This is a genomic window from Mycobacterium sp. AMU20-3851 (assembly GCF_043974665.1).
Taxonomy (GTDB): domain Bacteria; phylum Actinomycetota; class Actinomycetes; order Mycobacteriales; family Mycobacteriaceae; genus Mycobacterium.
On record NZ_CP146371.1, the window covers coordinates 5,405,221 to 5,430,375 of the forward strand.

Annotated in this window: 27 protein-coding genes; 10 read left to right on the top strand and 17 right to left on the bottom strand. The window is 67.6% G+C overall.

From position 1 onward, the window contains the following. The first annotated feature begins 50 nt into the window (after window positions 1-50). The gene (locus V4U86_RS25900) at window positions 51-824 is read left to right on the top strand and encodes a thioesterase family protein (RefSeq protein ID WP_395308706.1); all 774 of its coding nucleotides are present in this window, start codon (window positions 51-53) and stop codon (window positions 822-824) included. Here V4U86_RS25900 and V4U86_RS25905 read toward each other — a convergent pair. From V4U86_RS25905 to V4U86_RS25955, 11 genes are all read right to left on the bottom strand, one after another. Then, window positions 818-1,546 carry a gamma-glutamyl-gamma-aminobutyrate hydrolase family protein gene (locus V4U86_RS25905; RefSeq protein WP_395308707.1) on the bottom strand — a complete coding sequence of 243 codons (729 nt, stop codon included), beginning with the start codon at window positions 1,544-1,546 and terminating at the stop codon, window positions 818-820. The genes V4U86_RS25900 and V4U86_RS25905 overlap by 7 nt on opposite strands. 13 nt (window positions 1,547-1,559) lie before the next feature. After that, a complete protein-coding gene (locus V4U86_RS25910) occupies window positions 1,560-1,841 on the bottom strand; it encodes a WhiB family transcriptional regulator (protein WP_395308708.1) in 282 nt (93 codons plus the stop codon). Window positions 1,842-1,848: 7 nt separating this feature from the next. Further along, window positions 1,849-3,318, bottom strand: coding sequence for a flavin-containing monooxygenase (locus V4U86_RS25915; protein WP_395308709.1), 1,470 nt, complete (start codon window positions 3,316-3,318; stop codon window positions 1,849-1,851). A gap of 125 nt (window positions 3,319-3,443) precedes the next feature. Then, window positions 3,444-4,172, bottom strand: a complete 729-nt coding sequence (locus V4U86_RS25920; RefSeq protein ID WP_395308710.1) for an SDR family NAD(P)-dependent oxidoreductase — start codon at window positions 4,170-4,172, stop codon at window positions 3,444-3,446. Next, window positions 4,169-5,125, bottom strand: coding sequence for an alpha/beta hydrolase (locus V4U86_RS25925; protein WP_395308711.1), 957 nt, complete (start codon window positions 5,123-5,125; stop codon window positions 4,169-4,171). The genes V4U86_RS25920 and V4U86_RS25925 overlap by 4 nt, the downstream gene beginning before the upstream one ends. A gap of 45 nt (window positions 5,126-5,170) precedes the next feature. Beyond that, complete coding sequence (locus V4U86_RS25930) at window positions 5,171-6,562, bottom strand: glutamine synthetase family protein (RefSeq protein WP_395308712.1); 1,392 nt, start codon at window positions 6,560-6,562, stop codon at window positions 5,171-5,173. After that, entirely contained in the window at window positions 6,559-7,827 is a 1,269-nt protein-coding gene (locus tag V4U86_RS25935) for a glutamine synthetase family protein (RefSeq protein WP_395308713.1), read from the bottom strand. The genes V4U86_RS25930 and V4U86_RS25935 overlap by 4 nt, the downstream gene beginning before the upstream one ends. Next, on the bottom strand, window positions 7,820-8,887 hold the full coding sequence (locus V4U86_RS25940; RefSeq protein WP_395308714.1) for a hypothetical protein: 1,068 nt from the start codon (window positions 8,885-8,887) through the stop codon (window positions 7,820-7,822). Before V4U86_RS25940 ends, V4U86_RS25935 begins: the two co-directional genes overlap by 8 nt. Then, entirely contained in the window at window positions 8,884-9,660 is a 777-nt protein-coding gene (locus V4U86_RS25945; protein WP_395308715.1) for an SDR family NAD(P)-dependent oxidoreductase, read from the bottom strand. The genes V4U86_RS25940 and V4U86_RS25945 overlap by 4 nt, the downstream gene beginning before the upstream one ends. After that, window positions 9,657-10,934, bottom strand: a complete 1,278-nt coding sequence (locus V4U86_RS25950) for a DUF1116 domain-containing protein (RefSeq protein WP_395308716.1) — start codon at window positions 10,932-10,934, stop codon at window positions 9,657-9,659. The genes V4U86_RS25945 and V4U86_RS25950 overlap by 4 nt, the downstream gene beginning before the upstream one ends. Continuing rightward, the gene (locus V4U86_RS25955) at window positions 10,931-11,662 is read right to left on the bottom strand and encodes an SDR family NAD(P)-dependent oxidoreductase (protein ID WP_395308717.1); all 732 of its coding nucleotides are present in this window, start codon (window positions 11,660-11,662) and stop codon (window positions 10,931-10,933) included. Before V4U86_RS25955 ends, V4U86_RS25950 begins: the two co-directional genes overlap by 4 nt. A 198-nt stretch (window positions 11,663-11,860) precedes the next feature. Here V4U86_RS25955 and V4U86_RS25960 point away from each other — a divergent pair, with 198 nt between their 5' ends. Then, entirely contained in the window at window positions 11,861-12,598 is a 738-nt protein-coding gene (locus tag V4U86_RS25960; protein ID WP_395308718.1) for a FadR/GntR family transcriptional regulator, read from the top strand. A gap of 13 nt (window positions 12,599-12,611) precedes the next feature. Here V4U86_RS25960 and V4U86_RS25965 read toward each other — a convergent pair whose 3' ends face one another. After that, window positions 12,612-12,959 carry an SDR family oxidoreductase gene (locus tag V4U86_RS25965; RefSeq protein WP_395308719.1) on the bottom strand — a complete coding sequence of 116 codons (348 nt, stop codon included), beginning with the start codon at window positions 12,957-12,959 and terminating at the stop codon, window positions 12,612-12,614. Further along, a complete protein-coding gene (locus V4U86_RS25970; protein WP_395308720.1) occupies window positions 12,956-14,494 on the bottom strand; it encodes an APC family permease in 1,539 nt (512 codons plus the stop codon). The genes V4U86_RS25965 and V4U86_RS25970 overlap by 4 nt, the downstream gene beginning before the upstream one ends. A 183-nt stretch (window positions 14,495-14,677) precedes the next feature. Between V4U86_RS25970 and V4U86_RS25975 the strand changes: the two genes are divergently transcribed. Beyond that, window positions 14,678-15,589: an alpha/beta hydrolase fold domain-containing protein gene (locus tag V4U86_RS25975; protein ID WP_395308721.1), complete on the top strand. Its 912-nt coding sequence runs from the start codon at window positions 14,678-14,680 to the stop codon at window positions 15,587-15,589. A 31-nt stretch (window positions 15,590-15,620) separates the two neighbouring features. Here the strand turns inward: V4U86_RS25975 and V4U86_RS25980 are convergent, their stop codons facing one another. Beyond that, the gene (locus tag V4U86_RS25980) at window positions 15,621-16,463 is read right to left on the bottom strand and encodes a sulfurtransferase (RefSeq protein ID WP_395308722.1); all 843 of its coding nucleotides are present in this window, start codon (window positions 16,461-16,463) and stop codon (window positions 15,621-15,623) included. Between the two features lie 53 nt (window positions 16,464-16,516). Here V4U86_RS25980 and V4U86_RS25985 point away from each other — a divergent pair, with 53 nt between their 5' ends. After that, window positions 16,517-16,939: a nitroreductase family deazaflavin-dependent oxidoreductase gene (locus tag V4U86_RS25985; protein WP_395308723.1), complete on the top strand. Its 423-nt coding sequence runs from the start codon at window positions 16,517-16,519 to the stop codon at window positions 16,937-16,939. Between the two features lie 3 nt (window positions 16,940-16,942). On the opposite strand, the gene V4U86_RS25990 is transcribed toward V4U86_RS25985, so the two are convergent. Next, entirely contained in the window at window positions 16,943-17,968 is a 1,026-nt protein-coding gene (locus V4U86_RS25990; protein WP_395308724.1) for an alpha/beta hydrolase, read from the bottom strand. A gap of 76 nt (window positions 17,969-18,044) precedes the next feature. Here V4U86_RS25990 and V4U86_RS25995 point away from each other — a divergent pair, with 76 nt between their 5' ends. After that, window positions 18,045-18,965 carry a LysR substrate-binding domain-containing protein gene (locus V4U86_RS25995; protein ID WP_395308725.1) on the top strand — a complete coding sequence of 307 codons (921 nt, stop codon included), beginning with the start codon at window positions 18,045-18,047 and terminating at the stop codon, window positions 18,963-18,965. Here V4U86_RS25995 and V4U86_RS26000 read toward each other — a convergent pair. Beyond that, on the bottom strand, window positions 18,925-20,103 hold the full coding sequence (locus V4U86_RS26000; RefSeq protein ID WP_395308726.1) for an aromatic ring-hydroxylating oxygenase subunit alpha: 1,179 nt from the start codon (window positions 20,101-20,103) through the stop codon (window positions 18,925-18,927). The genes V4U86_RS25995 and V4U86_RS26000 overlap by 41 nt on opposite strands. A 69-nt stretch (window positions 20,104-20,172) precedes the next feature. Between V4U86_RS26000 and V4U86_RS26005 the strand changes: the two genes are divergently transcribed. Then, window positions 20,173-20,805 (top strand): TetR/AcrR family transcriptional regulator, encoded by a 633-nt coding sequence (locus V4U86_RS26005; protein ID WP_395308727.1) that lies wholly within the window; start codon window positions 20,173-20,175, stop codon window positions 20,803-20,805. Here V4U86_RS26005 and V4U86_RS26010 read toward each other — a convergent pair. Beyond that, on the bottom strand, window positions 20,780-21,019 hold the full coding sequence (locus V4U86_RS26010; protein ID WP_395308728.1) for a CDGP domain-containing protein: 240 nt from the start codon (window positions 21,017-21,019) through the stop codon (window positions 20,780-20,782). The genes V4U86_RS26005 and V4U86_RS26010 overlap by 26 nt on opposite strands. Window positions 21,020-21,224: 205 nt before the next feature. Here V4U86_RS26010 and V4U86_RS26015 point away from each other — a divergent pair, with 205 nt between their 5' ends. From V4U86_RS26015 to rhaI, 4 genes are all read left to right on the top strand, one after another. Next, the gene (locus V4U86_RS26015) at window positions 21,225-22,226 is read left to right on the top strand and encodes a LacI family DNA-binding transcriptional regulator (protein WP_395308729.1); all 1,002 of its coding nucleotides are present in this window, start codon (window positions 21,225-21,227) and stop codon (window positions 22,224-22,226) included. Between the two features lie 132 nt (window positions 22,227-22,358). Continuing rightward, a complete protein-coding gene (locus tag V4U86_RS26020) occupies window positions 22,359-22,655 on the top strand; it encodes an L-rhamnose mutarotase (protein ID WP_395308730.1) in 297 nt (98 codons plus the stop codon). A 25-nt stretch (window positions 22,656-22,680) separates the two neighbouring features. Further along, entirely contained in the window at window positions 22,681-23,997 is a 1,317-nt protein-coding gene (locus tag V4U86_RS26025) for an MFS transporter (RefSeq protein WP_395308731.1), read from the top strand. A 7-nt stretch (window positions 23,998-24,004) separates the two neighbouring features. Continuing rightward, complete coding sequence (rhaI, locus tag V4U86_RS26030) at window positions 24,005-25,153, top strand: L-rhamnose isomerase (RefSeq protein ID WP_395308732.1); 1,149 nt, start codon at window positions 24,005-24,007, stop codon at window positions 25,151-25,153. The last annotated feature ends 2 nt before the right edge of the window (window positions 25,154-25,155 follow it).

Genomic DNA, 25,155 nt, shown 5'->3' on the forward strand with positions numbered 1-25,155 from the left:
CACCGGGCCGCGATTCGAGTGTGTCGGGTGCGGCCGGGCATCATCGTCGGGTGCATTACTTCGAAAGGCTCGGTGCGTCGAGCTTTCGGGCGACCGAGCACACCCAGGGGGCGTGGAACACCGCCGAGCAGCACATCGCGCCGTCGATGGGCCTGCTCGCCCACGCCGTGGAACGACATCGCGACCAGCGCCGCGACGATCGGTTACCGCTGGCCCGGCTGTCCTACGACATTCTCGGCACGGTGCCCATCGCCGATGTCGACGTCGACGTACGGGTGATCCGGCCCGGGCGCAGCATCGAACTCGTCGAGGCATCCCTGCGCCACGCCGGGCGCGACGTACTCGTGCTGCGTGCCTGGCTCATGCAGCGCTTCCACACCACGCAACTCGCCGGCTCCGGTTTCGCCCCGATCCCGGAACCCGCCGACACACCGAGGTGGAACATGTCCGGGCTGTGGCGAGGCGGATTCATCGCCTCTGCCGACGTCCGGCGGGTGGAACACGGACCGGGACGGGCGACGGCCTGGGTCCGGACCGAGGTCGGCCTGGTCGCCGGTGAGACGGTGAGCCCGGCCGCCGCCACCATCGGGCTGCTCGACATCGCCAACGGGCTGGCCGTGCGAGCCAATCCGGGCGAGGTGCTGTTCCCCAATATCGACCTGGCCGCGCACCTGTTCGCCGAGCCGCGCGGCGGCTGGGTGGGCTTCGACACCACGGTGTCCTTCGGCCCGGACGGGCTGGGGTTGACCGAGAGCGTCATCCACGACGAGACGGGACCGATCGGTTCCTCCTCGCAGATGCTGACGGTCCGGCCCGTTCAGTAGGCGGGTACCGGTGCCGCGCAGGAGGTCACGAAACCGCTCAGCAGCCGCCGCGCCAGATCGTCGTTGCACCAGGTGATCTCGGGGTGCCACTGGATCGCGGTGACGGGGTGGGTGAGCGACTCGTAGGCCTCGACCAGCCCGTCGGTGGCCCGCGCGGCGACGGTGAATCCCGCCGCGAGGGTCCGGATGCCCTGGTGATGCTGGCTGTTGACCGGTACGACGCCCGAGGTCTGCATCCACTGCGCCAGCCGGCTGTCCGCATCGACGTCGACCTGGTGGGCACTGTTCAGCAGCGCCTCTTCGCCGAGGCGGTGATTCAGTTCGGTCCCGAAGTCCCTGGGCAGGTCGGCATACAGGGTCCCGCCGCGTACCACGTTGACCAGCTGCAGACCCCGGCAGATCGCCAGGGTGGGCAACCGGCGTGCCCAGGCAGCCTCGAACGCGGCGATCTCGTTGGCGTCCCGTACCGGATTCACCCCGCGCAGCGTGGGGTCCTCGGGGTCACCCCCGTATCTCCTGGGGTCGACATCCGCTCCGCCGCTGATCAGCAGTCCGTCCGCCTGGCCCAGCAGCGCGGCGACATCGAGCGGCGTCTGGCCGCAGTCGATCGCCACCGGGATCGCACCGCACTGCGACAGCCCGTCGAACATCAAGCGCCAGTGCACCATTGCCGGAAGCTCCCGGCCGGCCAGGGTGACGGCGATGACAGGTTTGGGCCCCAACTCGTGCTCCTAACTACCGTGTGAGATGAACAGATCGGCCGCGCGGCCGGGCTCCGTCGGCGAGCAATCGTCCGATGCGCTCGTCCTCGGACAGCCCGCCCCAGATCCCGAATCCCTCGCGGCTGCTGATGGCGTGCTCGGCGCACTGGCGGGCGACCGGGCATGCTGCGCAGATCAGCCGGGCCCGCCGCAGCCGTTCGGCGCGGGCACGAGCCCGTTCGCCGTCCGGGTGGAAGAACAGGTCCGGATCGGCGGTGCGACACCGCGCCGCTGCCGCCCAGTCGCCGGTCGTCATGGCGGCCTCAGGACAGGCGGACGGCGATCCGGCGCAGCAGCTTCGTGCCCAGGATGTACGGGGTGGCCCCGAAAGGCCATTGCGACACGATCTTTCCGGTGCCGGACTGGAAGTAGTTGCTCGTGGTGGCCCAGACCGTCTTGGCCAGCTGCGCCTGGATGAGATCGTTGTAGATGACGAACGCCGAGCGCCGGACGTCGATGACGGTCTTGCCCTTCTTGGCGGCGCGGGCGATGAGACCGGCCGCGAACCCGCCCTGCGCCTCGTAGAAGGAAACCAGCGGCACCGAGTTGGTGTTGGGTCCGTACATGATGAAGAAGTTCGGGAAACCGGGCACCATCATGCCGAGGAACGCTTGCGGCTCACCCTGCCAGGCGCTGTGCAACTCGGTGCCCCGCTGTCCGTGCACCTCGTAGTTGCCCAGGTAGTTGGCGGCGTCGAAACCGGTTGCCATCACGATGATGTCGAGCTCGTGCTCATCGCCGTTGGCGTCGATCGCCCCGGTCTTGGTGAGCCCCTTCACGCCGTGCGGCACCAGGGTGACCTTCGGGTTGCGCAGGGCGGCGTAGTAGGTGTCGCTGAGCACCGTACGCCGGGCCTCGAATGCGAAGTCGGGGGTGGCCAATTCCATCAGGTCCGGTCGCGACCCGAGTTCACGACGCAGGAAGGCCAGTGACTTCTCCCGCCGCGAACGGTTGGCCTTGCCGTCGGCACGGGCATGCCCCGAGGTCAGCTGACGCACGTCGTACTCGTAGTAGAGCTTGAACCGCCGCCACGCATACACCAGCGGGTTACGGTTCAGACGCCGCTCACCCGGGGTGAAGGCACGACTTTCCTTGGGCAGGATCCAGTTCGGCTCCAACTGGAAGATCTTGACCTCCGATGCGACCTTCTCGGCCTCGGTGACGATCTGGACCGCCGAGGACCCGGTGCCCACCACGCCGACCTTCTTGCCGGTCATGTCCAGGCCGTCGATCCACCGCGAGGTGTGGCACATCGCGCCCTCGAAGTCGTGGTCGCCCCGCGCGAACGGCGGCACCACCGGGATGTTCAGGAAGCCGACCGCACTGATCACGGCGGTGAAGGTGCCGTGGTCCTCACCCGAGGAGGTGGTCACCCGGTAGATGTGGTTGGTGTCCGACCAGGAGACGTCCTGCACCGTCTCGTCGAACCGGATACGCCGGGGCAGGTCCCATTTCTGTGCGACGCCTTCGAGGTAACCCTGCAGTTCACGCCAGTCGGCGTGGGTGCGGGTCCAGTCGTGCCGCTCGAAGGAGAACGAGTAGATGTGTGACTCCAGGTCGACCTCGGCGCCGGGATACCGGTTGTGCCACCAGGTTCCGCCCAAGCCCGGCGCCTGCTCGAAGATGACGAAGTCATCGATGCCCTTGCGTTGCAGTGCGACCGCGGCCGCGATGCCGCTGAAGCCGGCACCGATGATCGCCACCCGGGGCGCCATACGGACGGAAGCGTTCATCGGTGTTCTCCTCGTGAGTGAATCGGCCGGTGCCGGGAGTCTGAGCCTGACAATTAATGTCTATAGGCTCATTATTTAGACCTTAAATTGGGTTGTCAATAGGCGCCGGTTCGGCGCACCAGCGGTTACTTGATCTGCGCGGTCCAGCCGCCGTCGACCACCAGATCCGTTGCCGTGATGAACGATGCGCGATCCGACAGCAGGAAGGCGATGGCGTTGGCAATGTCCTCCGGCAGCCCCAGCCTGCGCAGCGGTGTGCGCTGTTCCATATCGGTGCGCCGGTCCGGGTTCTCCTGATACAGCGGCTCGATCATCGGGGTGAGAATGGCGCCCGGACACACCGTGTTGCAGCGGATCCCTTCCGGCCCCAACTGCAGGGCGAGGCTCCGCGACAGCGACACCACCGCGGCCTTGCTGATCTGATAGGCGTCCAGCGGAGAGTCCATGCCGCGCAGCCCGGCGGTGCTGGCCACGTTGACGATGCTGCGTCCGCGGCCTTGGCGCAGCAGTGGCACGGCGGCAACCGTGAGATGGCGCAGCGCATGCAGGTTCACCCCGAGGGTGGCCGTCCAGACCGCTTCGTCGGTGTCGAGTACCGAGCCGTCCCGGTCGAACAGGGCCAGACCCGCGGCGTTGACCAGGTAGTCCAGCGGCCTCCCGTCGAGGTTGTCCAGCAGCCTCGCCGGGTCACCCTTGAGCAGGTCGAACGGCACATAACGAACACCGTCCGGCAACTCGGGGGACTGCGGCTTCACGTCGGTGGCGATGACGTCGACCCCGTCGGTGGCCAGCCGGATGACGGTGGCCAGCCCGATGCCGCCGCCGGCCCCGGTGACCAGTGCGGTCGGGTTCATCGATCTGCGTCCGACGCCAGCGCGGCGGCCAGCCGCTCACCGGCGAAGGTCATCGCGGCGCCGGCGGTCGGGAACACCTCGTCCAGACCGAAGAACCCGTGCACCATGCCGGACGTTTCGTGCGACTCGACGGCAACACCTGCTGCGGCAAGGGCTTTCGCATACAACTCACCCTGGGGACGGATGGGATCGCATTCGGCGAGGATCACCGTGGCCTCGGGTAGCCCGGTCAGGTCGGCATCCAACACGTTGACCAGCGGATCGGTCGCGGCCGACGGGTCGGCCAGGTAGTTGTCCTGGTGCCACCGCAGCTCGTCACGCTCCAGCATCACCCCGTCGTAGGCGGCATCCATACCGCGGTCGAGGTCGGTGGTGGTCACCGGGTAGACGAGCAGCTGGTGGCGCAGCCGCGGGCCGCCATCCCCTCGACGAATCGAGTCACGCACGTGCAGCGCCACCGCCGCGGCGAGGTTGCCGCCCGCGCTGTCCCCGGCGACCGCGACCCGGCCGGTGTCCACGCCCAGGCCCGAGTCCGCCGACACCGCCCAGTTGACCGCGTCCACCGCATCGTTCACCGCGGTGGGGAACCGTGACTCCGGTCCGCGCCGGTAGCCCACCGACAGCACTGCGGCGCCGGAGGCGTTGGCCAGCAACCGGGTTGCGACGTCGTGCGAGTCGATGCTGCCCAGCAACCATCCCCCGCCGTGGTAGTAGACCACCAGCGGCAGCTCCGCAGTCGACTCGGCAGGCAGGTACAGCCGGCCGGGCACACCGACCCCGTCGCGGGTGGGGATCTCGACGTCGACGACCCGATAGATATCCGGCTTGGCCAGTGCGCCGAAGGTGTTCTCGAAGTTCTCCCGGGCCACCGGCACCGGCAGCAGGTGCGCGTTCGGCCGTCCCGAGGCCTTGGCATCGTCGAGCATCTTCTGGGCGATCGGATCAATGGGCATGTGGCACTTTCTTGTTCGTGATGAGCGGTGGGGCGGTATCGGCGATCAGACGCGCTCGTAGTAGCGGCGGGTCTCCCAGTCGGTGACGGTGTGCGAGTCGTAGGACACCAGTTCGGCCTGACTGGAGGCCAGCAGGTGCTCGAACACCTCGTCACCGAAGGCGTTGCGCACCATCTTGTTCTCGGCGAACAGATCCAGAGCGCGGTGCAGCGAGGTGGGCACCAGCTCGACACCCTCGCGGGTCCAGGCGTTGCCGTCCAGGATCTCCGGCCGCGGCAACTGTTGTTCGATGCCGTCCAGACCGGCCGCGATGGTGGCGGAGTAGGCGTAGTACGGGTTCACGTCGGCGCCCGGGATCCGGTTCTCCACCCGGTAGGACGGACCGTGGCCGACCAACCGGAAGGCACACGACCGGTTGTCGTTGCCGAGCGCGATGGCCGTACCGGCGAACTGGTCCGGCTGGAACCGCTTGTAGGAGTTGACCGTCGGAGCGAACATCAGGGTCATGTCGGCGGCATGACGCAACTGACCGGCGACGAACGACCCGAATTGTGTGGACATCGGCCCGTCCGGTCCGTCGGTCCAGCACACACTGTTGCCGTCGGCCCACAGGCTGACGTGCAGGTGACAGGACGATCCGACCTCGTCGATCTTGGGTTTGGCCATGAAGGTGACCGTCAGGTCGGCCTGCGTGGCGAGTTGCTTGATGCCGTATTTGAACAGCACGTGCCGGTCGGCCATCTCCATGGTGTCGCAGTAGTCCAGGGTGACCTCCTGCTGGCCGAGGCCCCACTCCGGTTTGGAGGATTCGACAGGCACCCCGAAGTCCGGCATCTGGTTGCGGATCCGGGAGATGAACCAGTCGTCGCGGCCGGACTGGATCATCTGGTAGTCCGACCGGTAGTCCGACATCATCTTCAGGTCCCGGTAGCCGCGCTCCCACGCCTCGCGCGGCGGGGTGGCGGCGAGGAAGAACTCCAGCTCCGAGGCGAACTGGAACCGCAGTCCGTGCTGTCGGGCGCGTTCGATCTGGCGGCGCAGGATGGTGCGCGGTGCCACCGGCAGCAGTTCGTCGCGGTCTGCCTGGTACGCATCGCAGATCACCAGGGCCACATTGGGTTCCCACGGCACCCGGCGCATGGTCGGCAGATCGGGCACCAATCGGATGTCGGCCCAGCCGTTGGCGGCGCTGGACACCGGTAGGTCCAGCGGGTTCATCTCCAGGTCGACCGCGAACACGAAGCTGCTGGCGTTGATGCCCTCACCCTCGAGGCCCAGTGACCGGAACGCCTGGACGGTGAGCCGCTTGCCGACCAGCCGGCCGTAGGGGTCGGGGGCCGCGCAGATGACGGTATCGATCTCGCCGCGGCGGGCGAGCTCGTCGAATTCGGCGAGCTCGAGGTGAGCGGTGTTGGTGGTCGATTGGAATTCGCTCATTGGTGCTCCAGGTGCCGTGCGGTTTCCCACTCCGTGATGGTCGTCTTCAACCAGGTCTCATAGCGCTGCAGTTCGGCCCGCCGGGTGGCGGCGAAGGACGCACAGAAGTTCTTGCCCAACACATCGGTCAGCCACAGCGCGCTCTCGAAGTGCGCCAGCGCACCCTTGAGATCGCCGGGCAGCGCCGCGGGTTCGGTGTCCGGAGCCGGCAATGTGGCGCGCTCCTGCAGTCCGCGCAGTCCGCCGGCCAGCAGTCCGGCCGCCACCAGGTACGGATTGGCGTCGGCCCCCGGCCTGCGGTGCTCCACCCGGGAGGACCGGGGGTCGCCCAGGATCAGCCGGCACGCCGTGGAGCGGTCGTCATCCCCCCAGGTCGCGGTGCACGGGGTGAACATCTCCGGGTCGATGCGCTTGTAGGAGTTGACATATGGGTTGAACAACAGGGTGACGTCGGCCATGCCGGCGATCAGGCCGGCCAGGTAGTGCTCGCCGGTCTCGCTGAGCCCACGGTCCCGGTCGGCGAAGATGTTCACCCCGTCCCGGGTGAGACTGGAGTGCACATGACCGCCGGCCCCGGACTTGTCGGCGTAAGGCTTGGCCATGAAGCTGGCGTGCAGACCGCGCTCGGCGCACAGGTCGCGCAGGTACTGACGGGCCCGGACCGCGCTGTCGGCGGCCACCACCGCCGGCCTCGGCGCCAGGGTGAACTCGAAGAAGCCGGGACCGAGTTCACCGTGCACCATCTCGACCTCGATGCCGACCTGATCCATACGGGAGACGAAATCCATGGTGAGATCGTGGATTTCGGCGCTGCGGGTGAGACTGTAGGCGTTCTCGGTACGCCCCAGCGGGGTCCGTCCCTGCGGACCGTCGCGGAACAGCCACAGCTCGTACTCGAACCCCAGCACCGGCTCCAGATTCAGCTCGGCGTACCGGGCGGCCAGTAATTGCACGGCAACCCGCGGCGACAGGTCCAACGGTGTGCCGTCCGGCCCGGTGAGTTCGGCGATCACCGCGTCCACCCCCGGCCGCCAGGGCAGCGCGACGCGGGTGGACTCGTCGACCACCAGGGCTGCGTCGGGATATCCGTTGCCGGTGTTGCTGAACGGGGTGTCGGTGACCTCGTCGACCAGGGACAGCCCGTAGACGATGGTGCAGAACGCCAGCCCGGGTTTATGCGACTTGCCGGCCCGCATGAGTTTGCCCCGCAGGCCGAGGTCGTAGTCGGCGACTTCGACCTGGGTCATCGCGATCGGTTCAGCCATCGTGCGCACTCCTGTCCGGATTCAGGGCGGGGCCATTCACTGGAAGACGTCGGCGTCCCACCCGGGCGTAGACCTCGTCGGGAACGTCGGCGGGATCGCGGTACACCCACCACGTGCAGGTGCTCACCGGGCGCTCCGGATTCCAGACCGGGGCGTCGATCACCCGGGTGGGGTATCCCAGCCGGTCGATCGGCATGACCTCGTTGAGTTGGCAGCAGTGCACGCAGTACGAGCAGATTCCGACGGTGTTCCAGGCCCAGTCGTGCGGTTCGGTGGTGACCGCGAAGTTGAACGGGCCGGCCGCCCGCGGGGCGCCGTCGGCGATCCGCGCGTCCAGCGATCGGCCACCGGATCCACATGGGGCGAAACGGAATCCGATCCGTTCGGGTTCCTCGATGAGCTCGATGTCCCCTTGACGCCCGGTACCGGTGAGATGCGCGTGGAACCCGTCGACGATCGCGATCATCAGCTGGTTCGCCGAGTCCGCCCACGGCTGGTTGTCCAGTGCATAACGGCGGGCGTGGATGTCGTACCAGTCGCCCATCAGGAAATCCCACAGTTGGCCGAGCGCGTGCTCACCGACCAGCCGCACCGCGACGTCGACGAGGCCCGAGACCCGGTCGACGGCGCGGTCGTGGATGCCCTGCCAGATCACCCGTGCCGACTCGATGGCCGCGACCGCATCATCGCGGCCCGCCCGGCACGCCACGGCGGCGTCCTCGACCGCGGCGGTGAACTGTGGCCACTCGGCCTGGATCCCGGCCATGGCACGCTCCCCGATCAGGCCGGTCAGCCGATCGATGGCGCGGGCGATCTCGTCGGCGTCGACGCCGTGCCCGCGGATCCAGTCCGCGGTGGCTTCCGGCCAGCGCTGGTAGATGTCGCGCAGTTCGTCGGCTTCGGCGACGGCGATCTCCACCAGTTGTGCCGCGGCTTCCCGCTCACCCCGACCCAGTTGCTCGGCGGCGGTGGCGAAGGTGCCCTTGGCCAGTTCCTGCCAGGACCCGACCCGGGCCGGCCGGCCCAATGAGGGTTCGTGGGCGATGACGACGGGTGTCATGTGAGCTGGAACCCTCCGTCCACGCGCAGGTCGGCTCCGGTGATGTAGGCCGCCTGGTCGCTGAGCAGGAACGCGACTGCGTGTGCGATGTCGGCGGGGTCGGCGAACCGGCCCGCCGGCACCCGCGGCGCCAGGGCGGGCGGCAGCTGACCGGTGTCGCCGTGGGCGGCGGCCATGGCGGTTGCGACGAAGCCCGGGGACACGCTGTTGACCCGGATCCCGTCGGCGGCCAGGGCACGCGCCGCGCTCTGGGTGAGCATGTGCAGGCCCGCCTTGGACGCCGCATACTGCGGGGTCGGGTCGGGGTGCGAGAGTGCGATCACGCGGTGCGCCTCGATCGAGGTGATGTTCACGACCGCGGCCGGGGACGACCGGCGCAGGGCCGGGGTGAGCGCGTCGAGCACGTTGTAGGCGCCCACCAGGTTGACCTGAAGGCAGCGCAACCAGGCCTGCTGGGCGACGTTGCCGAATCCGGTGTCCTCGATGATGCCGGCGCAGTTCACCAGGTAAGCCACCGCGTCCAGATCGACGCCCTGGGCCGCCAGGGCACCGGCCAGGTCGGCGTCGGTGACGTCGGCGGCCACGCAACGCTGCACGTCGGGGCCGTAGCGCGGATCGGGCTCCGGCAGCCGGATGTCGAGACGCGCCGTCGGCACACCCGCCGCCATCAGGGCTTGCGCGATGGCGGCACCGATGCCCGCGGCGGCCCCGGTGACCACGGCCTGGCCACCGCTGAATGTCAGCGGCAGCGACGGCGGGTGGGCGGCGGTCATCGGCCCGGGAACCTGCGGTCGAATTCGGCGAGCGCGTCGGCGAAGCACTCGCGGGGCGCGCGGATGACCCCGGCGCCGATCTGGCCCCCGTCCCGCCCGGCCAGGCCGACGTCCATCACCGGCAGCACCCCGGTCTCCAACACCTTGCGGGCGTCGATGCCGGTGGGCGTGCCACGAAAGCCGAACAGCGGGATCCGATAGGTGCTGTTCTCGCCGTGGGTGACGGCATACATCTCGCGGTTGCGCTCGATCATCACTTCGGGTGAGCCGCCCTGGTACTCCTGCAGGGAGAGTGCGCACGCCTGCGCGAACCCGCCCAGCCCGATGGTCTCGGTGATCGGCGACTCGCCACCCATCCAGGTGATCTCATCCTCGGTGTGCCCGGCGAACAGCTTGCCCTCATGGATCGGGGGCGGGCCTTCGAACCAGGTGTCGCCGAGGCCGGCCAGTTTGATCGCGAAGCCGCGGCAGGAGAAAGCCATCGCCGAGACCAGGGTGGAGCCGGGCAGCACCATCGCATCAGCCGACGCTTTGGCCGCCGCCATCGACAGGCGGAGGAAGAAGTAGTCGTTCTCGGCAAGGTGCAACATCGTCTCGCGTACCCCGGGCACCTTATCGTCCACCATGTCGAGCACGGCGGGCAGGATCTCCCGGTTGAACAGGATCGATGCCGCCGCGTTGCGGCTGTGCACCTCGTCGCCCATCCGCAGTGCACGCGCGATCAACGGCTTCAGCGCGACGCCGCCGCGGCGCCGCAACGCTTCGCCGACCACCGGGGCCAGCACCGAGTTCACGTGCAGCAAACGCTCGTGGACACCCTCGTCGTAGCAGCCGTAGTTGAGCCGACGCGGCTCCTTGCCCTCGTAGAAGTTGCAGAAGCCGACGTTGCCGTGCGCCCGGTTCTCCACCACGAACACCGGCATCGACGCGGTGTAGATGCCGGCCAGCGAGCCGACCGCGGAGTAATCGTGGCAGGCGCCGATCTCGATGCGGCCGGTGGCGAAGCCGTCGATGGCGTCCGCGCGGTCGCGGGCCAGACCCTCGAACAGCGCACCGCCGATCAGCGCCTCCCGCTGCCCACCGGTGTAATCGGCCCACGCCATGGGGGCACCGGAGGTCAGGACCAGGTTGTCCCGGTAACCGGGCAACACCTCGCGGGCCGGTCGCACGTCGATGACCCACGGGTCCGCCCCGTCCAGTCGGGCAAACGCTTCCGCGTTGGCCTCGTCGACGGTCAGTTCCGGGCTGTACGGCAGCCCCACTTCGATGCTCACCAGGCCACCACGCCGCCGTCGACGAGCAGGGTCTGCGCGGTGATGAAGGAGGCACGCGGCGACAGCAGGAACTCGACGGCCTCGGCGACCTCTTCGGGCTCACCGATGCGCTTGAGCATCGCGTAGCTCGCGCTGATCTCCTCGCCCCCGGACACTCGCGCCATGGACGGGCTCATCGGTGCCCGGATGACGCCGGGGGCCACGTTGTTCACCCGGATACCGCGCGGGGCGAGTTCCTCGGCGACGTAGCGGGTGTAGGCGCCGATGCCGGCCTTGGTGGCGCCGTAGACCGAGGCGCCGCGGAACCGCCCGAAGTGCCCGGTCAGGCTGCCGACGTTGACGATGGCGCTGCCCTCGGTCAGCAACGGCGCGGCGGCGTCGGTGACCCGGGCCATGCCCGCGATGTTGACCTGGAACATCAGCTCCAGCTTCGATTCGTCGAGCTCACCGAGAAATGAGTCCCGCAGGATGCCTGCACAGTTCACCACGCCGAACAGCGCTTCGCCCTCGGCAACCAGCGAGGACACCACCGAGCGCACGTTCTCACCGTCGGTGACGTCCATCTCGACCGCGAGCGCGCCTTCCAACCCGGCCGCGGTGAGGTCCAGTGCGTCGACCGCGTCCTTGAGGTCCGCGGCGATCGGGACGTAGCCACTCTGCAGCAGCCGACGGCAGATCGCCTGACCGATGACGCCGGCTCCTCCAGTGACAATGACCTTGTCTCCCACCGCAATACCCCTTTCATAGGCACGGTCTGTCGTGTTGTGGCTCAAGTCTCTTTCATAAACAACTATTGGTCAAGTCTTTAGTTCTTTAAAGAGATGGTGAGCCCGCTGGCCGGTCGGACCCATATGGTTCAATGGTCCGGACATACCCGATTTTCCGGCCAGGTGCGCTACCCTTCGGGCAAAGGAAGGGAGAGCGCGATGGCGGCTGCCAATTCCGGTGGGCTGAGCCCGGTCCGGCAAATCCCCGCGCACGAGCTGGTGGTCGACCAGATGCGGCGCGCGTTGGAGCTGGGCCAGTTCCGCCCCGGAGACCGGCTGCCCACCGAACGCGAGCTCTCCGAGATGCTCGATGTCTCCCGGACCACCGTGCGTACCGCGGTCGCGGTGTTGGAGCGCGAAGGCCTGATCGCCGTCCGGCGCGGCCGCGGCGGCGGATTCACGGTCCAGGCACCGGTTTACGACGCCGTCGCGATGCGCCGCGAGATGCGTCAGAACAAGCGGGCCATCCGCGACGCCTTCGACTACCGGACCATCGTGGAGACCGGCGCCACCCGGCTGGCCGCCGAGCGGCGCCGGACCACCGACATCGCCGGTCTGCACAAGCTGCTGTCGGGTATGGACGAGGCGTTGCACACCGCGCTGAAGGAGCAGTCCGCGCAGCACACGACGGATTTCCAGACGCTGGACACGGCCTTCCACATGGGCATCGCCCAGGCCGCCCAGAACGATCGGCTGCTCGATGCCGTGGCCGACGCCCGGCGCCGGATGTGGCTGCCGGTCGGCGCCATCTTCGGACGGCTGGAGCCCAACGCCAACGACTACCACGAGTCGATCCTGGAGGCCATCGAGAACCGCGAGCCGGAACTGGCGGCCGCGCGGATGGAGGCCCACATCAACGACACCAGGCACACCGTCGAGGCGTGGCTGAAGCGCTGAGCGGGCCGCCATCTCACGACACGTCGGGCAGTTCGGGAAGGGTCTGGCCGCCGTCCACCACCAGGTGCCGGCCGGTGATGAAAGCCGCCTCCTCGCCGGCGAAGAACTGTGCCGCGGCGGCGATGTCCGCCGGTGAACCCAAGCGGCGCTGCGGGATACAGACGAGCATCTTCGCCATCGCGTCCGGACCGGGACCGCACAACACATCCAGCCCGCCGAGGCGCTGTTGCGCCTCGGCGGCCATCCGCTCGCACGATGTCGGGTCCGCGACGTCGGCGACGATCGTCTCCACGCGCCGGCCGGGGCCGGCGAGCTTCGCGGCAGCCGCGGCCAGCACCTTGACGTCTGCCCAGTCGGTCATGCCCGGTCTGCCGGCAGCAGGTCTTCCGGGCGGTCGTCGAACACCGTGCTGCCGATGCGCGCATAGCGCTGCGGGTCCACCTTGCGCAGCAGCAGCGCCACGCCCATCGAGCCGAACCACAGGACCCCGATGATCCACGGGATCATCTTGAAGAACAGGCTGTCCGAGGCCGTCCCGGCCGCCGCCTCGATGTTGGAGGCCATCAGGTAGATGACGTAGAGCATGCCCAGCCCACCGATGATCGGCGCCAACAGGGTCCGCCACCAGTTGGCGGTCTCCGGATGCTGCTTCTTGACGTGGAAGTACACGATGGTGGAGATCGAGGACATGATCTGCACGATCAGCAGCAACACCGTCGCCATGATCGCCACCAGCACGAAAAGGTCCGCGTAGGGGTCGCTCTCGGTCAGTGAGCAGATCAGGAGAAGTACTGCGGCAAAGGCACTCTGGGTCAGCGAGGCCACCCACGGCGAGGCGTGCCGAGGGTGCGCGCCGCCGAGCCGGTGCCAGAGCAGCCGGTCGCGGCCGAACGCGAACAGGTAGCGGGCTGCCGAGTTGTGGATGGCCAGCGCGCAGGCGAAGGAGCCACCGAGCACCAGCCACTCGAAGACGGTGACCGCCCAGGGTCCGAGGTACTCCCGGGCCGGGGTGTAGATCAGCTGGAACGGCTCGTCGCCGGACGCCAGTGCCACGGCAGCATCCGGTCCGTTGCCGACGATGACACCCCAGGAGATGAAGGTGTAGAAGACGCCGATGCCGATGACTGCGATGAGGGTTGCCTTGGGCACGATCCGCTTGGGGTCCTTGGACTCCTCGCCGTAGATGGCGGTCGACTCGAAACCGACCCAGGACCAGAACGCCATCAGCAGCCCCAGTCCCACCACTCCGCCCGCGACGCCATTGGTGGACAACGCGGTCACCGGGTTGAGGGCCTCGAAGTGCATGCCGTCGGGAGCCTTGATCAGCGACGCGACCGCGCTCAGGCCCAGCATCAGGATCTCGGCGACCAGCACCACGCCCAGCACCTTGGCCGCGACCGAGATGTCGAAATGCGACAGCAGGGCGATGACCAGCAGGCAGGCGACGGCATAGAGTTCCCAGGGCAGATCGATGCCGAACTGGGAGTTCATCGCCTGATCGGTGAAGGCCGAGAAGATGCCGATCAGCGCCGCCTCCATCGTCATGTAGGTGACCATGGACATGACACCGGCGGCCAGCCCTGGGATCTTCGACCAACCGCGGGAGACAAAGGTGTAGAACGCACCTGCGGCGGTGATGTGTTTGGCCAGCGCGATGAATCCGACGCTGAAGATGGTCAGCACGATCGTGGCGATCAGGAAGCCGGCCGGGGCGCCCAGCCCGTTGCCGTACCCCACCGCCACCGGCAGGTTACCGGTCATCGCGGTGATCGGTGCGGAGAATGCGACGACCATGAAGACGACGCCGGCGAGCCCGATGGCTCCGCGCTTGAGCGTCGAATGGCCTTGGCCGGCACCGTTCTCGGCCCCGGTCACGGCACTTGTGTCAACCGCCATGGATGTTCCACCTTTCCTACGGGTGGACGGAGCGTATGGCACCTGAAGGACTAAAAACAAGACCTATAGACCAATATTTGTGATCTGTGACATGCTGTTAACGAAAGTGGTCTAATGGTTGATTCATCAGGCATTTAAAGCGATCCACCTGGGGCGATGGCCGCTGTCGTCTAACGTGTGGGCATGGCCAACCCCCGTATCGCGCCGCTGGAGTACGCGCTGGCCTATGCCGCGCAGCAGGTCGCTCCGCTGGTGTTCCGGCCACCCGCCGTCCCGAAGCCGACCTACACAATCGACCCGCCCGGCGTGGTCCGGGTGCCGACCAGGCACGGGCCGGTCCGGTGCTTCGTGTACCGCCCGCATCCGTCTTCCCCGCTGAGCGGAACCTCGGATCGACGACCGCCGCTGCACATCGACATCCACGGCGGCGGATTCGTGCTGCGCAATACCCACGAGGATGCGCACATCTGCCGGTTCCTGGCCTCCGACATCGGCTGCGTGGTTCTGGCGATCGACTATCACGCCGCTCCGCAGGTGACTTTCCCTGTGGCAGAACACGAATGCATCGACATCCTGCAGTGGGCCCTGGACAACGCCGACCAGCAGGGCTGGGACGCCGACCGCGTCAGCGTCGGCGGGGCCAGCGCCGGCGCCAAGCTCAGCATGAATCTGGCGCAGTACTCCCACGACACCGGCATCGCACTGCGTGCCGCTGTGCTCTCCTACGCCGTTGCGGACTGTATCCGTGCCGACCGCACCTCACCCAAGGCGAACGCCGCGATCTCCCCGCGACTCCAGAAACTCTCGGCGAAACTCTATTTCGTGGACCCGGCCAGCCATGACGATCCGTTCGCCTCGCCGTATCACGACCCCGACCTGCCGAAGAAGATGCCGCCCACCCTGATCCAGACCGGCGACCTGGACACGCTGGGTCCGGAGATGGTCGAGATCGCCGACCGCCTGCGCGCGGCAGGGGTCGACGTCATCCACACCGGCTACCCGACCGATCACGCATTCAACACCCAGGGAGACCGCGCCATCATGGACACCTCGATCCGGGAGATCGGCGCCTTCCTGTTGGCCAGGCTGGCATGAGGAGCGCACCCGAGGCCGAGCGCGCGTCGACCTAGTCGCCTGTCGCCACAGGGCGTTCCGGTTCAGAGCCCCACTGTGACCAGGAACCCGGGAACAGCGCCGCGTCCACACCGGCGGCCGCCAGCGCCGCCACCAGCACCGCTGCGGTGACTCCGGATCCGCAATACACCCCGACCTGATCCGATCCGCCGAACGACCAGCCCAGGGCGGCCAGTTCCTCCTCGGAGAGCACGGTGCCGTCGGCGGTCAGCACCGACGTGCTGGGCAGGTTGTGCGCGCCGGGAATGTGGCCGGCCACCGGATCGACCGGTTCGACCTCGCCACGGAACCGTTCCGGGGCGCGGGCATCGAGCAGGTTCGGATGCCCCGCCGCCTCGTCGGCGGTCAGAGTGGGCATCGCCCCCGCGTAAAGATCGTCATGTTCGACCACGATGTCTCCGGGCGGCGCGGTCACCTCCCCGGTCTCGACCGCTCCGCCTGCGGCGCGCCACGCCGCCAGGCCGCCGTCGAGGATGTGCACATCGGTCACCCCGGCGGCCCGCAGCACCCACCAGGCGCGGGCCGAGCCGGCGCGGTTCCAGTCGTCGTAGACCACCACCGGGACACCACGCCGCACCCCCCAGCGCCGCGCCGCGTCCTGCAGCTGCGCCCCGGACGGCAGCGGATGGCGGCCCCGGCCGGCGACGGTGTGGTCGCTGAGTTCGTCCTCCAACGCCACGTACACCGCGCCGGGCAGATGCGCCTCGGTATAGGCCGCACGTCCGTCGGGGGACCCGAGTTGCCACCGGACGTCCAGGACGGTGGTGGGCTCCCCGCCGTCCAGACGCCGGGCGAGCTCGGCGGCAGAGATGAAGACATCCGCGTGAGTCGTCATCACCCGAGGGTCTCACAGGGAATAGCCGGGCGGGTCGCGGTGTTACCGCACCCATGTCGAATCATCCCGAACTGAGCCCCACCGACTGGGTGCGCGAGCAGACCCAACGCATCATCGAGAACGGCACCACCGACGGCGTCGAGGTCCTGGATCGGCCGATCGTGCTGTTCACCACCACCGGCGCGAAGAGCGGCAAGAAGCGCTATGTACCGCTGATGCGGGTCGAGGAGGACGGCAAGTACGCGATGGTCGCCTCCAAGGGCGGCGATCCGAAGCACCCGTCGTGGTATCACAACGTGAAGGCGAACCCGCAGATCACCGTCCAGGACGGCGACCGCGTCGTGGAGCTGACCGCCCGCGAGGTCGAGGGCGCCGAGCGTGAGCATTGGTGGGAGCTCGCTGTCGAGGCCTACCCGCCGTATGCGGAGTACCAGACCAAGACCGACCGGTTGATCCCGGTGTTCGTGCTGGAGTGATCCTCACATCCGGCTGACGTCGGCGACCGCGGCGGCGAACGCAGACGGAGCTTCCTGCGGCACGTTGTGCCCGATACCGTCGAGCACCCGGTGCTCGTAGTTGCCCGTGTAGTGCTGCCGATATCCTGCACCGTCCTTGGCCGGACCGTCGAAATCACTGGCCAGCGTGATCGTCGGAATCCGGATCGTCGGACGTTCGGCGAGCTTCGCCTCGTCGGCGTCGTAGCGGGCCTCACCCGGCGCCAGACTCTGCCGCCACCGGTAGTTGTGCACGACGATCTCGACGTGGTCGGGGTTGTCGAAGGCCGCGGCGCTCAGGTCGTAGGTGGAGTCCGTGAATTGCCACAGCGGCGACGCGTTCCGCCAGATCAGCCGATTGAAATCCCTGGTGTGGCGCCGGTAACCGAGCTCACCGCGCGGGGTGGCGAAGTAGTACTGGTACCACCAGCCGTATTCGGCCTGCGGCACCAGCGGCTCGAGGTTGGCCGCGAGGTTGACGACGATATATCCACTGACCGCCACCAGGCCGGTCACCCGTTGTGGCCACAATGCGGCAACCACATTCGCGGTCCGGCCGCCCCAGTCGTACCCGCCGAGGATCGCGTCGGGGATGTGCAGCGCGTCCATCAAGTCGATCACATCGTGCGCGATGGCCGCCTGCTGGCCGTTACGCATCGTGTCAGCGGACAGAAACCGCGTCGACCCGAACCCGCGGGTGAACGGCACGATCACCCGGAAACCTTGTGCCGCAAGGGCAGCGGTGACATCTGCATAGCTGTGGACGTCATATGGCCAGCCGTGCAGAAGAATGACGGCCCGTCCGTCGACCGGTCCCGTCTCGACGTACCCGACGTCGAGGAGACCGGCCCTGATCTGCTTGACCGGGCCGAGGGTGTGCGCCGGTGCCGTCGGCACCGTGGGCGTTCCGGAAGCCTGCGGGGCGGTTGAGCACGCCGCGACCGACAGCGCCCCCGCTGCCGCGGTGGTGAGGCGGGCGAACGTTCGTCTGCTGATGTCCACGGAACTCATTTCACTCCGCCCGCAGCCATCACGTCCAACGATTGCTTCAGATAACAACCATCACTTCTGTCGATAGCCTGTCGGCATGGAACTGAGGCAACTCGAGCACTTCGTCGCGGTGGCCGCCGAGATGAACTTCTCGCGCGCTGCGCGCCGCGCCCATGTGGTGCAGTCCGCGATGTCGGCCTCGATCGCGAAACTGGAGCGTGAACTCGATGTGCAACTGTTCGACCGGTCCCGCCAGCAGATCAGTCTGACCGCGGCGGGTGAACGCTTCCGCGGCCACGCACTGGAGGTGCTGCAGACCGCCAGGGCTGCGGCCGAGTCGGTCCAGGAATTCCGCGGAGCACTGACCGGCACGGTCGAGTTCGGATCGTTGATCGCCTTCGGACCACTGGATGTCGCGGCGGCGCTGGGCCGGTTTCATCACGATCACCCGCACGTACGACTCCGGCTGCATCTGAGTCAGAGCGGTGCCTCGGCGTACCTGACCGCCCTCACCGAGGGATCGCTCGACGTGGCCCTGGTGTCGGTGCCGGAACGCTTTCCACCGGGGCTGGACATGCGTCTGCTGTTCGAGGAGCCGATGGTCTACGTGTGCCCCAAGGTTGGCGAGCCGCAACAGCGGGTGGATCTCGCCGATCTCGCGGACGCCGAACTGGTCGGCCTGCCGGGCGGTTTCGGGCTTCGACGGCTGATGGACGACGCCTTCCATGCCGTGGGCGTGCAGTCACGCACTCGGTATGAGGTCCCGGCGGGGTACGCCGCCATCGCCGAACTGGTACGCAACGGACTGGGCACCGCCTTCATGCCGGCATCGGAAGCGGACCGTCTCACCGACCTACGCGCCGTCCCTCTGGTGCAGAACGTGATCTGGAAGGTGTACCTTGCCTCCCGTCCTGCAGCCCGGATGACGCCGGCCGCGGTGCGATTGGCCGAAACTCTGCAGGAAGCGGCGGCCACCGTCAGGCGAGAGCAACCCCGAGTTCCTCGGCGAACACCGTGATCATGTGCTGCACGCCGATCTCGTTGCGGCCGATGATCATGTGATCGTGCTGGCCGTGCCGGACGCCCTGTCCGCACTGGGGCAGCATGGCGAAATCCTCGTCGCGGACCGCCGCGTGCACGCCCTCGTACACGGTGTCGTAGAACGCGCGCATATCGTCGTCGGCTGCCGGGATCCGCCCCATCCAGCTGTGCCGGACCGTGCAGCGGGTGGGATCACCCTCGGGGAGGATGTCGATGATCTCCACGCCGACAGGGCTGTTCGCGAGGATAAGGTTGGGATACACCCAGTAGATCACGCCCATGTTCGCCGACGGGTCGAGCGACGGCGGCGGGCCCTCACTGCCGTCGTTCTCGGCCAGGTTCTTGACCCAGGTGAACGGGAAGCCGATCCGATGGTGCCGGCCGAACTCGTCGTAGACACCGGTGTTGGGCAGCGTGTTCTGTCCGATCAGGCTCTCGCCGTGCACAAACGGGAAGTGGTAGCCCTCCGCGAAGGCCTCCAGCGCGCCCTTCCAGGACACCTCCGACGAGAATTCCCGCTCGGTGTGGTGGCCGTACGCGCTGTAATCCCACAGCGCCAGTTCGTCTTTCAACGGGCCGAGATGCGCGTCCACATCGATCGCCGCGTCCGCGGTGAGCACCGCCCAGATGAAACCGTAGCGTTCCTGGGACGGCAGTTCGACCATGCCGTAGTCCTTGACGTCCATCGAATCGAACCCCGATTTTCCGGGGACCATGAACAGTTCGCCGGTGTTCTTGTACGTCCACGCGTGGTACGGGCAGACGAATCTCGCCGCGTTGCCGGAGCCGCACGCCGGCATCGCCCCTCGGTGCCGACAGTAGTTGAGCAGTACGTGGCTCTTTCCGGTGCGGTCCCGCGTCACCAACAGCGAGTCCCCGAGTACCGAGCGCACCACGTAGTCATTGGCGTCCGGGATCTGTGCCGAGGGCACGATGGCCAACGGCACGCGGCGCAGGATCTGGGATTCTTCGAGCTCGGTGATCTTCGGGTCGCGGTAATAGTGCAGCGGCACTTTCAGTTCGCGATCGGCCATATCGGTCGTGCCGTCCGTCGCGTGGCGCAACGCGCGGTACGTCAGTGATTCGTCGGTGCACTTCACGGGTCTGGTCGCCATGCTCAGACCATACAATCAATGCCTACTGTACCGTCAGGGTTTCGTTCTCATTCGTGCGACGATCGAGGAATGCGCAGGCACGGCTGGTCCGGGGACATCCCCGCCGATGACGAGGAGGCGGTGGCCCGCATCATCGACACGGCCCGCGGCGCGATCGACAGCCGCGGCACGGTGAGCGTGTCGGAGGTCGCCCAGACGCTCGGCGTCACCCGCCAGACCGTCTACCGCTACTTCCCCACCCAGGAGGCCCTGCTTGCGGCCACCGCCGTCTCATCGGTGGCCGACTTCCTGGACCGCCTCGCGGCGCAACTGGGATCCATCACCGATCCGACCGCAGCGGTGGTGGAGGGCATCGCGTACACCTTCGAACAGCTGCCCCACGACAAGTATCTCGGCCTGGTGCTGCAGCCTGGAAAGGCCAGCGCCTTCACCGCCGGGGTGACCTCCGACCTGGCGATCGGATTCGGCCGATCGATCCTCGAACGGTTCAACATCGATTGGCAGGCAGCGGGTTTCACCAGCTCACTACTCGATGAGCTGGTCGAGTTCATGCTTCGCACGCTGCAGTCGTTCATCCTGGACCCCGGCCGGCCGGCCCGGCAGGGCGCCGAGTTGCGCGCTTACCTCAACGCCTGGATCGCGCCCGCGGTTCGCGCTCACACCGAGCGGGTCGCCGCTACCGCGGCGGGGGCGGCACGATGAAACACTGCGTGCCGCCGATCCCGAGCACGAAGACCGTGGTGCAGCGCTGGAAGCTGCCGTCGTCGTAGAACGGTCCGTCGCACTGGCCTCCACCGTTCCCCCAGACTTGAAAGTTGCCGCAGGGGTCAGCGCTTGCCGCCGGCGTGCCGACCCATCCCGCGAATGCCATTGTCGCGGCCACCGCACCCAACGCGGCGGCGATTTTCGCTCTCATGATCCATGCCAGCCCACTCGTGATGGTTAATTAGCCCTACTAGCATTCTCCGCTGGTAGGTCCACCCCGGCAAGGAACCGTTGCGCACGTCACGCCTCCGCCGGCGCGGTGTCCATGACAACAGTGTCCAACCCGGCGAACCTCGGCACAAGACGCCGGAAGCCTGTCAGACCGCCCGCGGTCGCACGTCTGGTGAAATGGACGTGTGGTGAGCATCCGGGAAGTCGCCGCCGCCGCCGCGGTATCGGTCGGCACGGTGTCCAACGTGCTCAACTCGCCCGACAAGGTCTCTCCGACCACCGTCGCACGGGTGCAGGCCGCCATCGACAAGCTCGGATTCGTCCGCAACGACGCGGCCCGTCAGCTGCGCGCCGGGCGGTCACGCAGTGTCGGGCTTGTCGTGCTCGACGTCGGCAACCCGTTCTTCACCGATATCGCCCGCGGCGCCGGGGCCCGCGCCGCCGACCACAACCTCACCCTGCTGCTGGCCACCTCCGACGACGACCCGCACCGCGAACGGTCCCACATCGACGCCTTCGACGAGCAGCGGGTGTTCGGCCTGCTCGTCTCCCCGGTCGGCGATGACTTCGACCGACTGGAGACGCTGCGCCGGCGCGGCACCCCGGTCGTACTGGTGGACCGGGACGGTACCGGCACCGAATTCGACTCGGTGGCCGTCGACGATGTCGCCGGTGCGACGCTGGCCGTCGAGCACCTGGCCGGCATCGGTCGTCGCCGTATCGCGTTCGTGGGCGGACCACCCGAACTCCGGCAGGTCCGCGACCGCCTGAAGGGCGCACGCAATGCCTTGGCGCAGGTGCCCGGCGCCGAACTGGAGGTCATCCCCACACCCGCGCTGACCGTGCTGGCCGGTCGCGCGGTGGGCGAGCAGATCCGCGGCCGTCCGCCGGCCCAGCGCCCCGACGGCATCTTCTGCGCCAACGACCTGGTGGCCATCGGCGTCCTGCAGGCGTTGGCTCTGATGGGCGACCTCACCGTGCCCGGCCACATCGCCCTGGTGGGCTACGACGACATCGAGTTCGCCCGGTCCGCTGTGGTCCCGCTGACCTCGGTGCGCCAGCCCAGCATCCAGATCGGCAGTACCGCAATAGATTTGTTGATCAAGTCGGCCGAACCCGGACCCCGGAAACCGAAGCACGTGCAGTTTCAGCCCGAATTGGTGATCCGCCTGAGCACCCAGGGCTGAGCACCGACCGACCGGCCTCACGAGGGCGCTTGACGCGACCGCATTCGGCGTCCTAGTGTTGGCGCCATCACAAATTGAAACGTTTCAATACGGGAGTGGCAAGTGGACGACATCCAACGTGTGTGCTTCGTCATGCACCTGAAGCCCGACCGCGTCGACGACTACCTGGCCGCCCACACCGAGGTCTGGCCGGAGATGCTCGACGCACTGCGCACCGCGGGATGGCACAACTACTCGCTGTTCCTGCACCGAGACGAGGCCACGGTGGTCGGATACCTGGAGACCGACGACTTCGCCCGCGCCACCGCCGAGATGAACCGGACCGCCATCAACGACAAATGGCAGGAACAGATGGCGCAGTACTTCCGCGCCGAAGACCACCCCGACCGCAGCCTCAAGCTGCTCACCGAGTACTTCCACCTCGCCTGACTCCCCTTCACCGAAAGACACCGGAATGAAAATCGGCGCGCGTTCCACCACCGGTTGGCGAGCGACCATCGCGGTCGCCATGTCGAACTACATCGAGGCCGGATCGATCATCGCAATCGCGACCAGCCTCGGCTTCTGGCAGGCCGAGTTCGGCATCAGCAACTTCGCCGTCGGCCTGCTGGCGGCGCTGAGCGCCAACGCTTTCGGCGCGGCCATCGGCGCCGCGCTCGGCGGCCCGCTCTGTGACCGTTTCGGCCGCAAGGCGATCTACACCTACGACCTGCTGGTGTACATGGCCGGCGTGCTGCTGGCCGCCTTCGCGATGAACTTCACCATGCTGCTGGCGGCGTTCATCATCACCGGCATCGCCGTGGGTGCCGGGGTACCCGCCTCCTGGACCTACATCGCCGAGCAGGCACCGTCGAACGAACGCGCCAAGCACGTCGGCACCGCCCAGCTGGCCTGGTCGGTCGGCCCGTTCATCGGCTTCGCACTCGCGGCCGCACTGGCACCGCTGGAGCTGCTCGGCTCGCGCATCATCTTCGTGCACCTGTTCGTGGTGGCCGCCATCGTGTGGTGGATCCGCCAGGGCCTGGCCGAATCCCAGATCTGGACGGACGAGGCGGTGCATGAGAGCCGCGAGCTGCAGTCCTCGGTCGGATCCCGTGGCGTGCGTGGCCTGTTCTCCCGCAAGGTGAACATCACCGCCCTGCTGTTCCTCGGCGGCATCTACCTGTTCTGGAATACCGTTGCCGGCCAGGCCGGCATCTTCATGCCCCGCGTCTATGACACCGCGGGTCTGCACAGCCCGGTCCAGCAGAACCTGCTGCAGGTGCTGGTGTGGGGCTGCACGGTCGCGGCCACCTATTTCGGCTTCATGCGCTACGCCGACCGCGTCTCCCAGCGTGGCCTCTACGTCTTCGGCGCCGCACTCGGCATCGTCGGCTGGATCGTCCTGGTCGCGTTCACCGACGGCGGCGTCACCACCATGCTCATCTTCGCTGTGCTGTGGGGTATTTCGGCCGGTGTCGGCTGCCAGGCCTTCTACAGCCTGTGGGCCAGCGAACTGTTCGCCACCCCCTACCGGGCCAGCGCCCAGGGCGTGATGTTCTTCGTGGTCCGCACCGCCACCGGCCTGCTCAGCTACTTCTTCCCGACCATGCTGGCAGCCACCGGACTCACCACCGTCGGCATCCTGCTGGTCGGATTGCTCACCGTCGCGCTGATCATCGGCGCGGTGTGGGCACCGAAAACCCAGGGCAAGTCACTACAGCAGATCGAATCCGAACGGTACGGCGCGCCGGTCTCGGCACCCGCCCCCGTTCCCACCACCGCTATCTGAGGAACAGATGAACTCCCCGCTAGACAATCTCGCCATCGAGCTGCCCTCCTGGGCCTTCGGCAACTCCGGCACCCGATTCAAGGTGTTCGGTACCCCCGGCACCCCGCGCACCGTCGAGGAAAAGATCGCCGACGCCGCCACCGTGCACCGTCTCACCGGGCTGGCACCGACGGTGGCCCTGCACATCCCGTGGGACACCGTCGCCGACTACGCGGCGCTGGCCCGCTACGCCGGCGACCTCGGAGTGCGGCTGGGCACCATCAACTCCAACACCTTCCAGGACGACGACTACAAATTCGGCAGCCTCACCCACACCGACAAGGCGGTGCGGCAGAAGGCAATCGACCACCACCTGGCCTGCATCGAGGTGATGGACCAGACCGGGTCCCGGGACCTGAAGATCTGGCTGGCCGACGGCACCAACTACCCCGGCCAGGGCGACATCCGGGGACGGCAGGACCGGCTCGCCGAATCGCTGGCCGCCATCTACCAGCACATCGGATCCGGTCAACGACTGGTGTTGGAATACAAGTTCTTCGAACCGGCCATGTACGCCACCGACGTCCCGGACTGGGGCACCTCGTATGCGCACGTCACCGCGCTCGGGGACCGCGCCAAGGTCTGCCTGGACACCGGGCACCACGCACCGGGTACCAACATCGAGTTCATCGTCGCCCAGCTGCTGCGGCTGGGCAAGCTCGGCTCGTTCGATTTCAATTCCCGCTTCTACGCCGACGACGACCTGATCGTCGGCGCAGCCGACCCCTTCCAGCTGTTCCGCATCATGTTCGAGGTGATCCGCGGTGGCGCACTGGATGACGATTCGACCGTCGCGCTGATGCTCGACCAGTGCCACAACGTCGAGGAGAAGATTCCCGGCCAGATCCGCTCGGTGCTCAACGTCCAGGAGATGACGGCACGGGCCGCGCTGGTGGACACCGACGCCCTGACCGCAGCCCAGGAAGCCGGAGATGTGTTGGGAGCCAACGCGATCTTCATGGACGCCTTCTACACCGATGTCCGGCCGATGCTTGCGGAGCGGCGTAGCGCGCTCGGCCTGCCGACCGATCCGATGGCCGCGTTCCGCGACAGCGGCTACCAGGACACCATCAACGCCGAACGAGTCGGCGGCACACAATCCTCATGGGGAGCATAAGC

What these genes read in the sequence shown, in the direction of transcription:
- V4U86_RS25910 (WP_395308708.1), bottom strand. Translation starts at nt 1,841, where the DNA reads ATGACGACCGGCGACTGGGCGGCAGCGGCGCGGTGTCGCACCGCCGAT.
- V4U86_RS25915 (WP_395308709.1), bottom strand. Translation starts at nt 3,318, where the DNA reads ATGAACGCTTCCGTCCGTATGGCGCCCCGGGTGGCGATCATCGGTGCC.
- V4U86_RS25920 (WP_395308710.1), bottom strand. Translation starts at nt 4,172, where the DNA reads ATGAACCCGACCGCACTGGTCACCGGGGCCGGCGGCGGCATCGGGCTG.
- V4U86_RS25925 (WP_395308711.1), bottom strand. Translation starts at nt 5,125, where the DNA reads ATGCCCATTGATCCGATCGCCCAGAAGATGCTCGACGATGCCAAGGCC.
- V4U86_RS25930 (WP_395308712.1), bottom strand. Translation starts at nt 6,562, where the DNA reads ATGAGCGAATTCCAATCGACCACCAACACCGCTCACCTCGAGCTCGCC.
- V4U86_RS25935 (WP_395308713.1), bottom strand. Translation starts at nt 7,827, where the DNA reads ATGGCTGAACCGATCGCGATGACCCAGGTCGAAGTCGCCGACTACGAC.
- V4U86_RS25940 (WP_395308714.1), bottom strand. Translation starts at nt 8,887, where the DNA reads ATGACACCCGTCGTCATCGCCCACGAACCCTCATTGGGCCGGCCGGCC.
- V4U86_RS25945 (WP_395308715.1), bottom strand. Translation starts at nt 9,660, where the DNA reads ATGACCGCCGCCCACCCGCCGTCGCTGCCGCTGACATTCAGCGGTGGC.
- V4U86_RS25960 (WP_395308718.1), top strand. Translation starts at nt 11,861, where the DNA reads ATGGCGGCTGCCAATTCCGGTGGGCTGAGCCCGGTCCGGCAAATCCCC.
- V4U86_RS25965 (WP_395308719.1), bottom strand. Translation starts at nt 12,959, where the DNA reads ATGACCGACTGGGCAGACGTCAAGGTGCTGGCCGCGGCTGCCGCGAAG.
- V4U86_RS25970 (WP_395308720.1), bottom strand. Translation starts at nt 14,494, where the DNA reads ATGGCGGTTGACACAAGTGCCGTGACCGGGGCCGAGAACGGTGCCGGC.
- V4U86_RS25975 (WP_395308721.1), top strand. Translation starts at nt 14,678, where the DNA reads ATGGCCAACCCCCGTATCGCGCCGCTGGAGTACGCGCTGGCCTATGCC.
- V4U86_RS25980 (WP_395308722.1), bottom strand. Translation starts at nt 16,463, where the DNA reads ATGACGACTCACGCGGATGTCTTCATCTCTGCCGCCGAGCTCGCCCGG.
- V4U86_RS25985 (WP_395308723.1), top strand. Translation starts at nt 16,517, where the DNA reads ATGTCGAATCATCCCGAACTGAGCCCCACCGACTGGGTGCGCGAGCAG.
- V4U86_RS25990 (WP_395308724.1), bottom strand. Translation starts at nt 17,968, where the DNA reads ATGAGTTCCGTGGACATCAGCAGACGAACGTTCGCCCGCCTCACCACC.
- V4U86_RS25995 (WP_395308725.1), top strand. Translation starts at nt 18,045, where the DNA reads ATGGAACTGAGGCAACTCGAGCACTTCGTCGCGGTGGCCGCCGAGATG.
- V4U86_RS26000 (WP_395308726.1), bottom strand. Translation starts at nt 20,103, where the DNA reads ATGGCGACCAGACCCGTGAAGTGCACCGACGAATCACTGACGTACCGC.
- V4U86_RS26005 (WP_395308727.1), top strand. Translation starts at nt 20,173, where the DNA reads ATGCGCAGGCACGGCTGGTCCGGGGACATCCCCGCCGATGACGAGGAG.
- V4U86_RS26010 (WP_395308728.1), bottom strand. Translation starts at nt 21,019, where the DNA reads ATGAGAGCGAAAATCGCCGCCGCGTTGGGTGCGGTGGCCGCGACAATG.
- V4U86_RS26020 (WP_395308730.1), top strand. Translation starts at nt 22,359, where the DNA reads ATGCACCTGAAGCCCGACCGCGTCGACGACTACCTGGCCGCCCACACC.
- V4U86_RS26025 (WP_395308731.1), top strand. Translation starts at nt 22,681, where the DNA reads ATGAAAATCGGCGCGCGTTCCACCACCGGTTGGCGAGCGACCATCGCG.
- rhaI (WP_395308732.1), top strand. Translation starts at nt 24,005, where the DNA reads ATGAACTCCCCGCTAGACAATCTCGCCATCGAGCTGCCCTCCTGGGCC.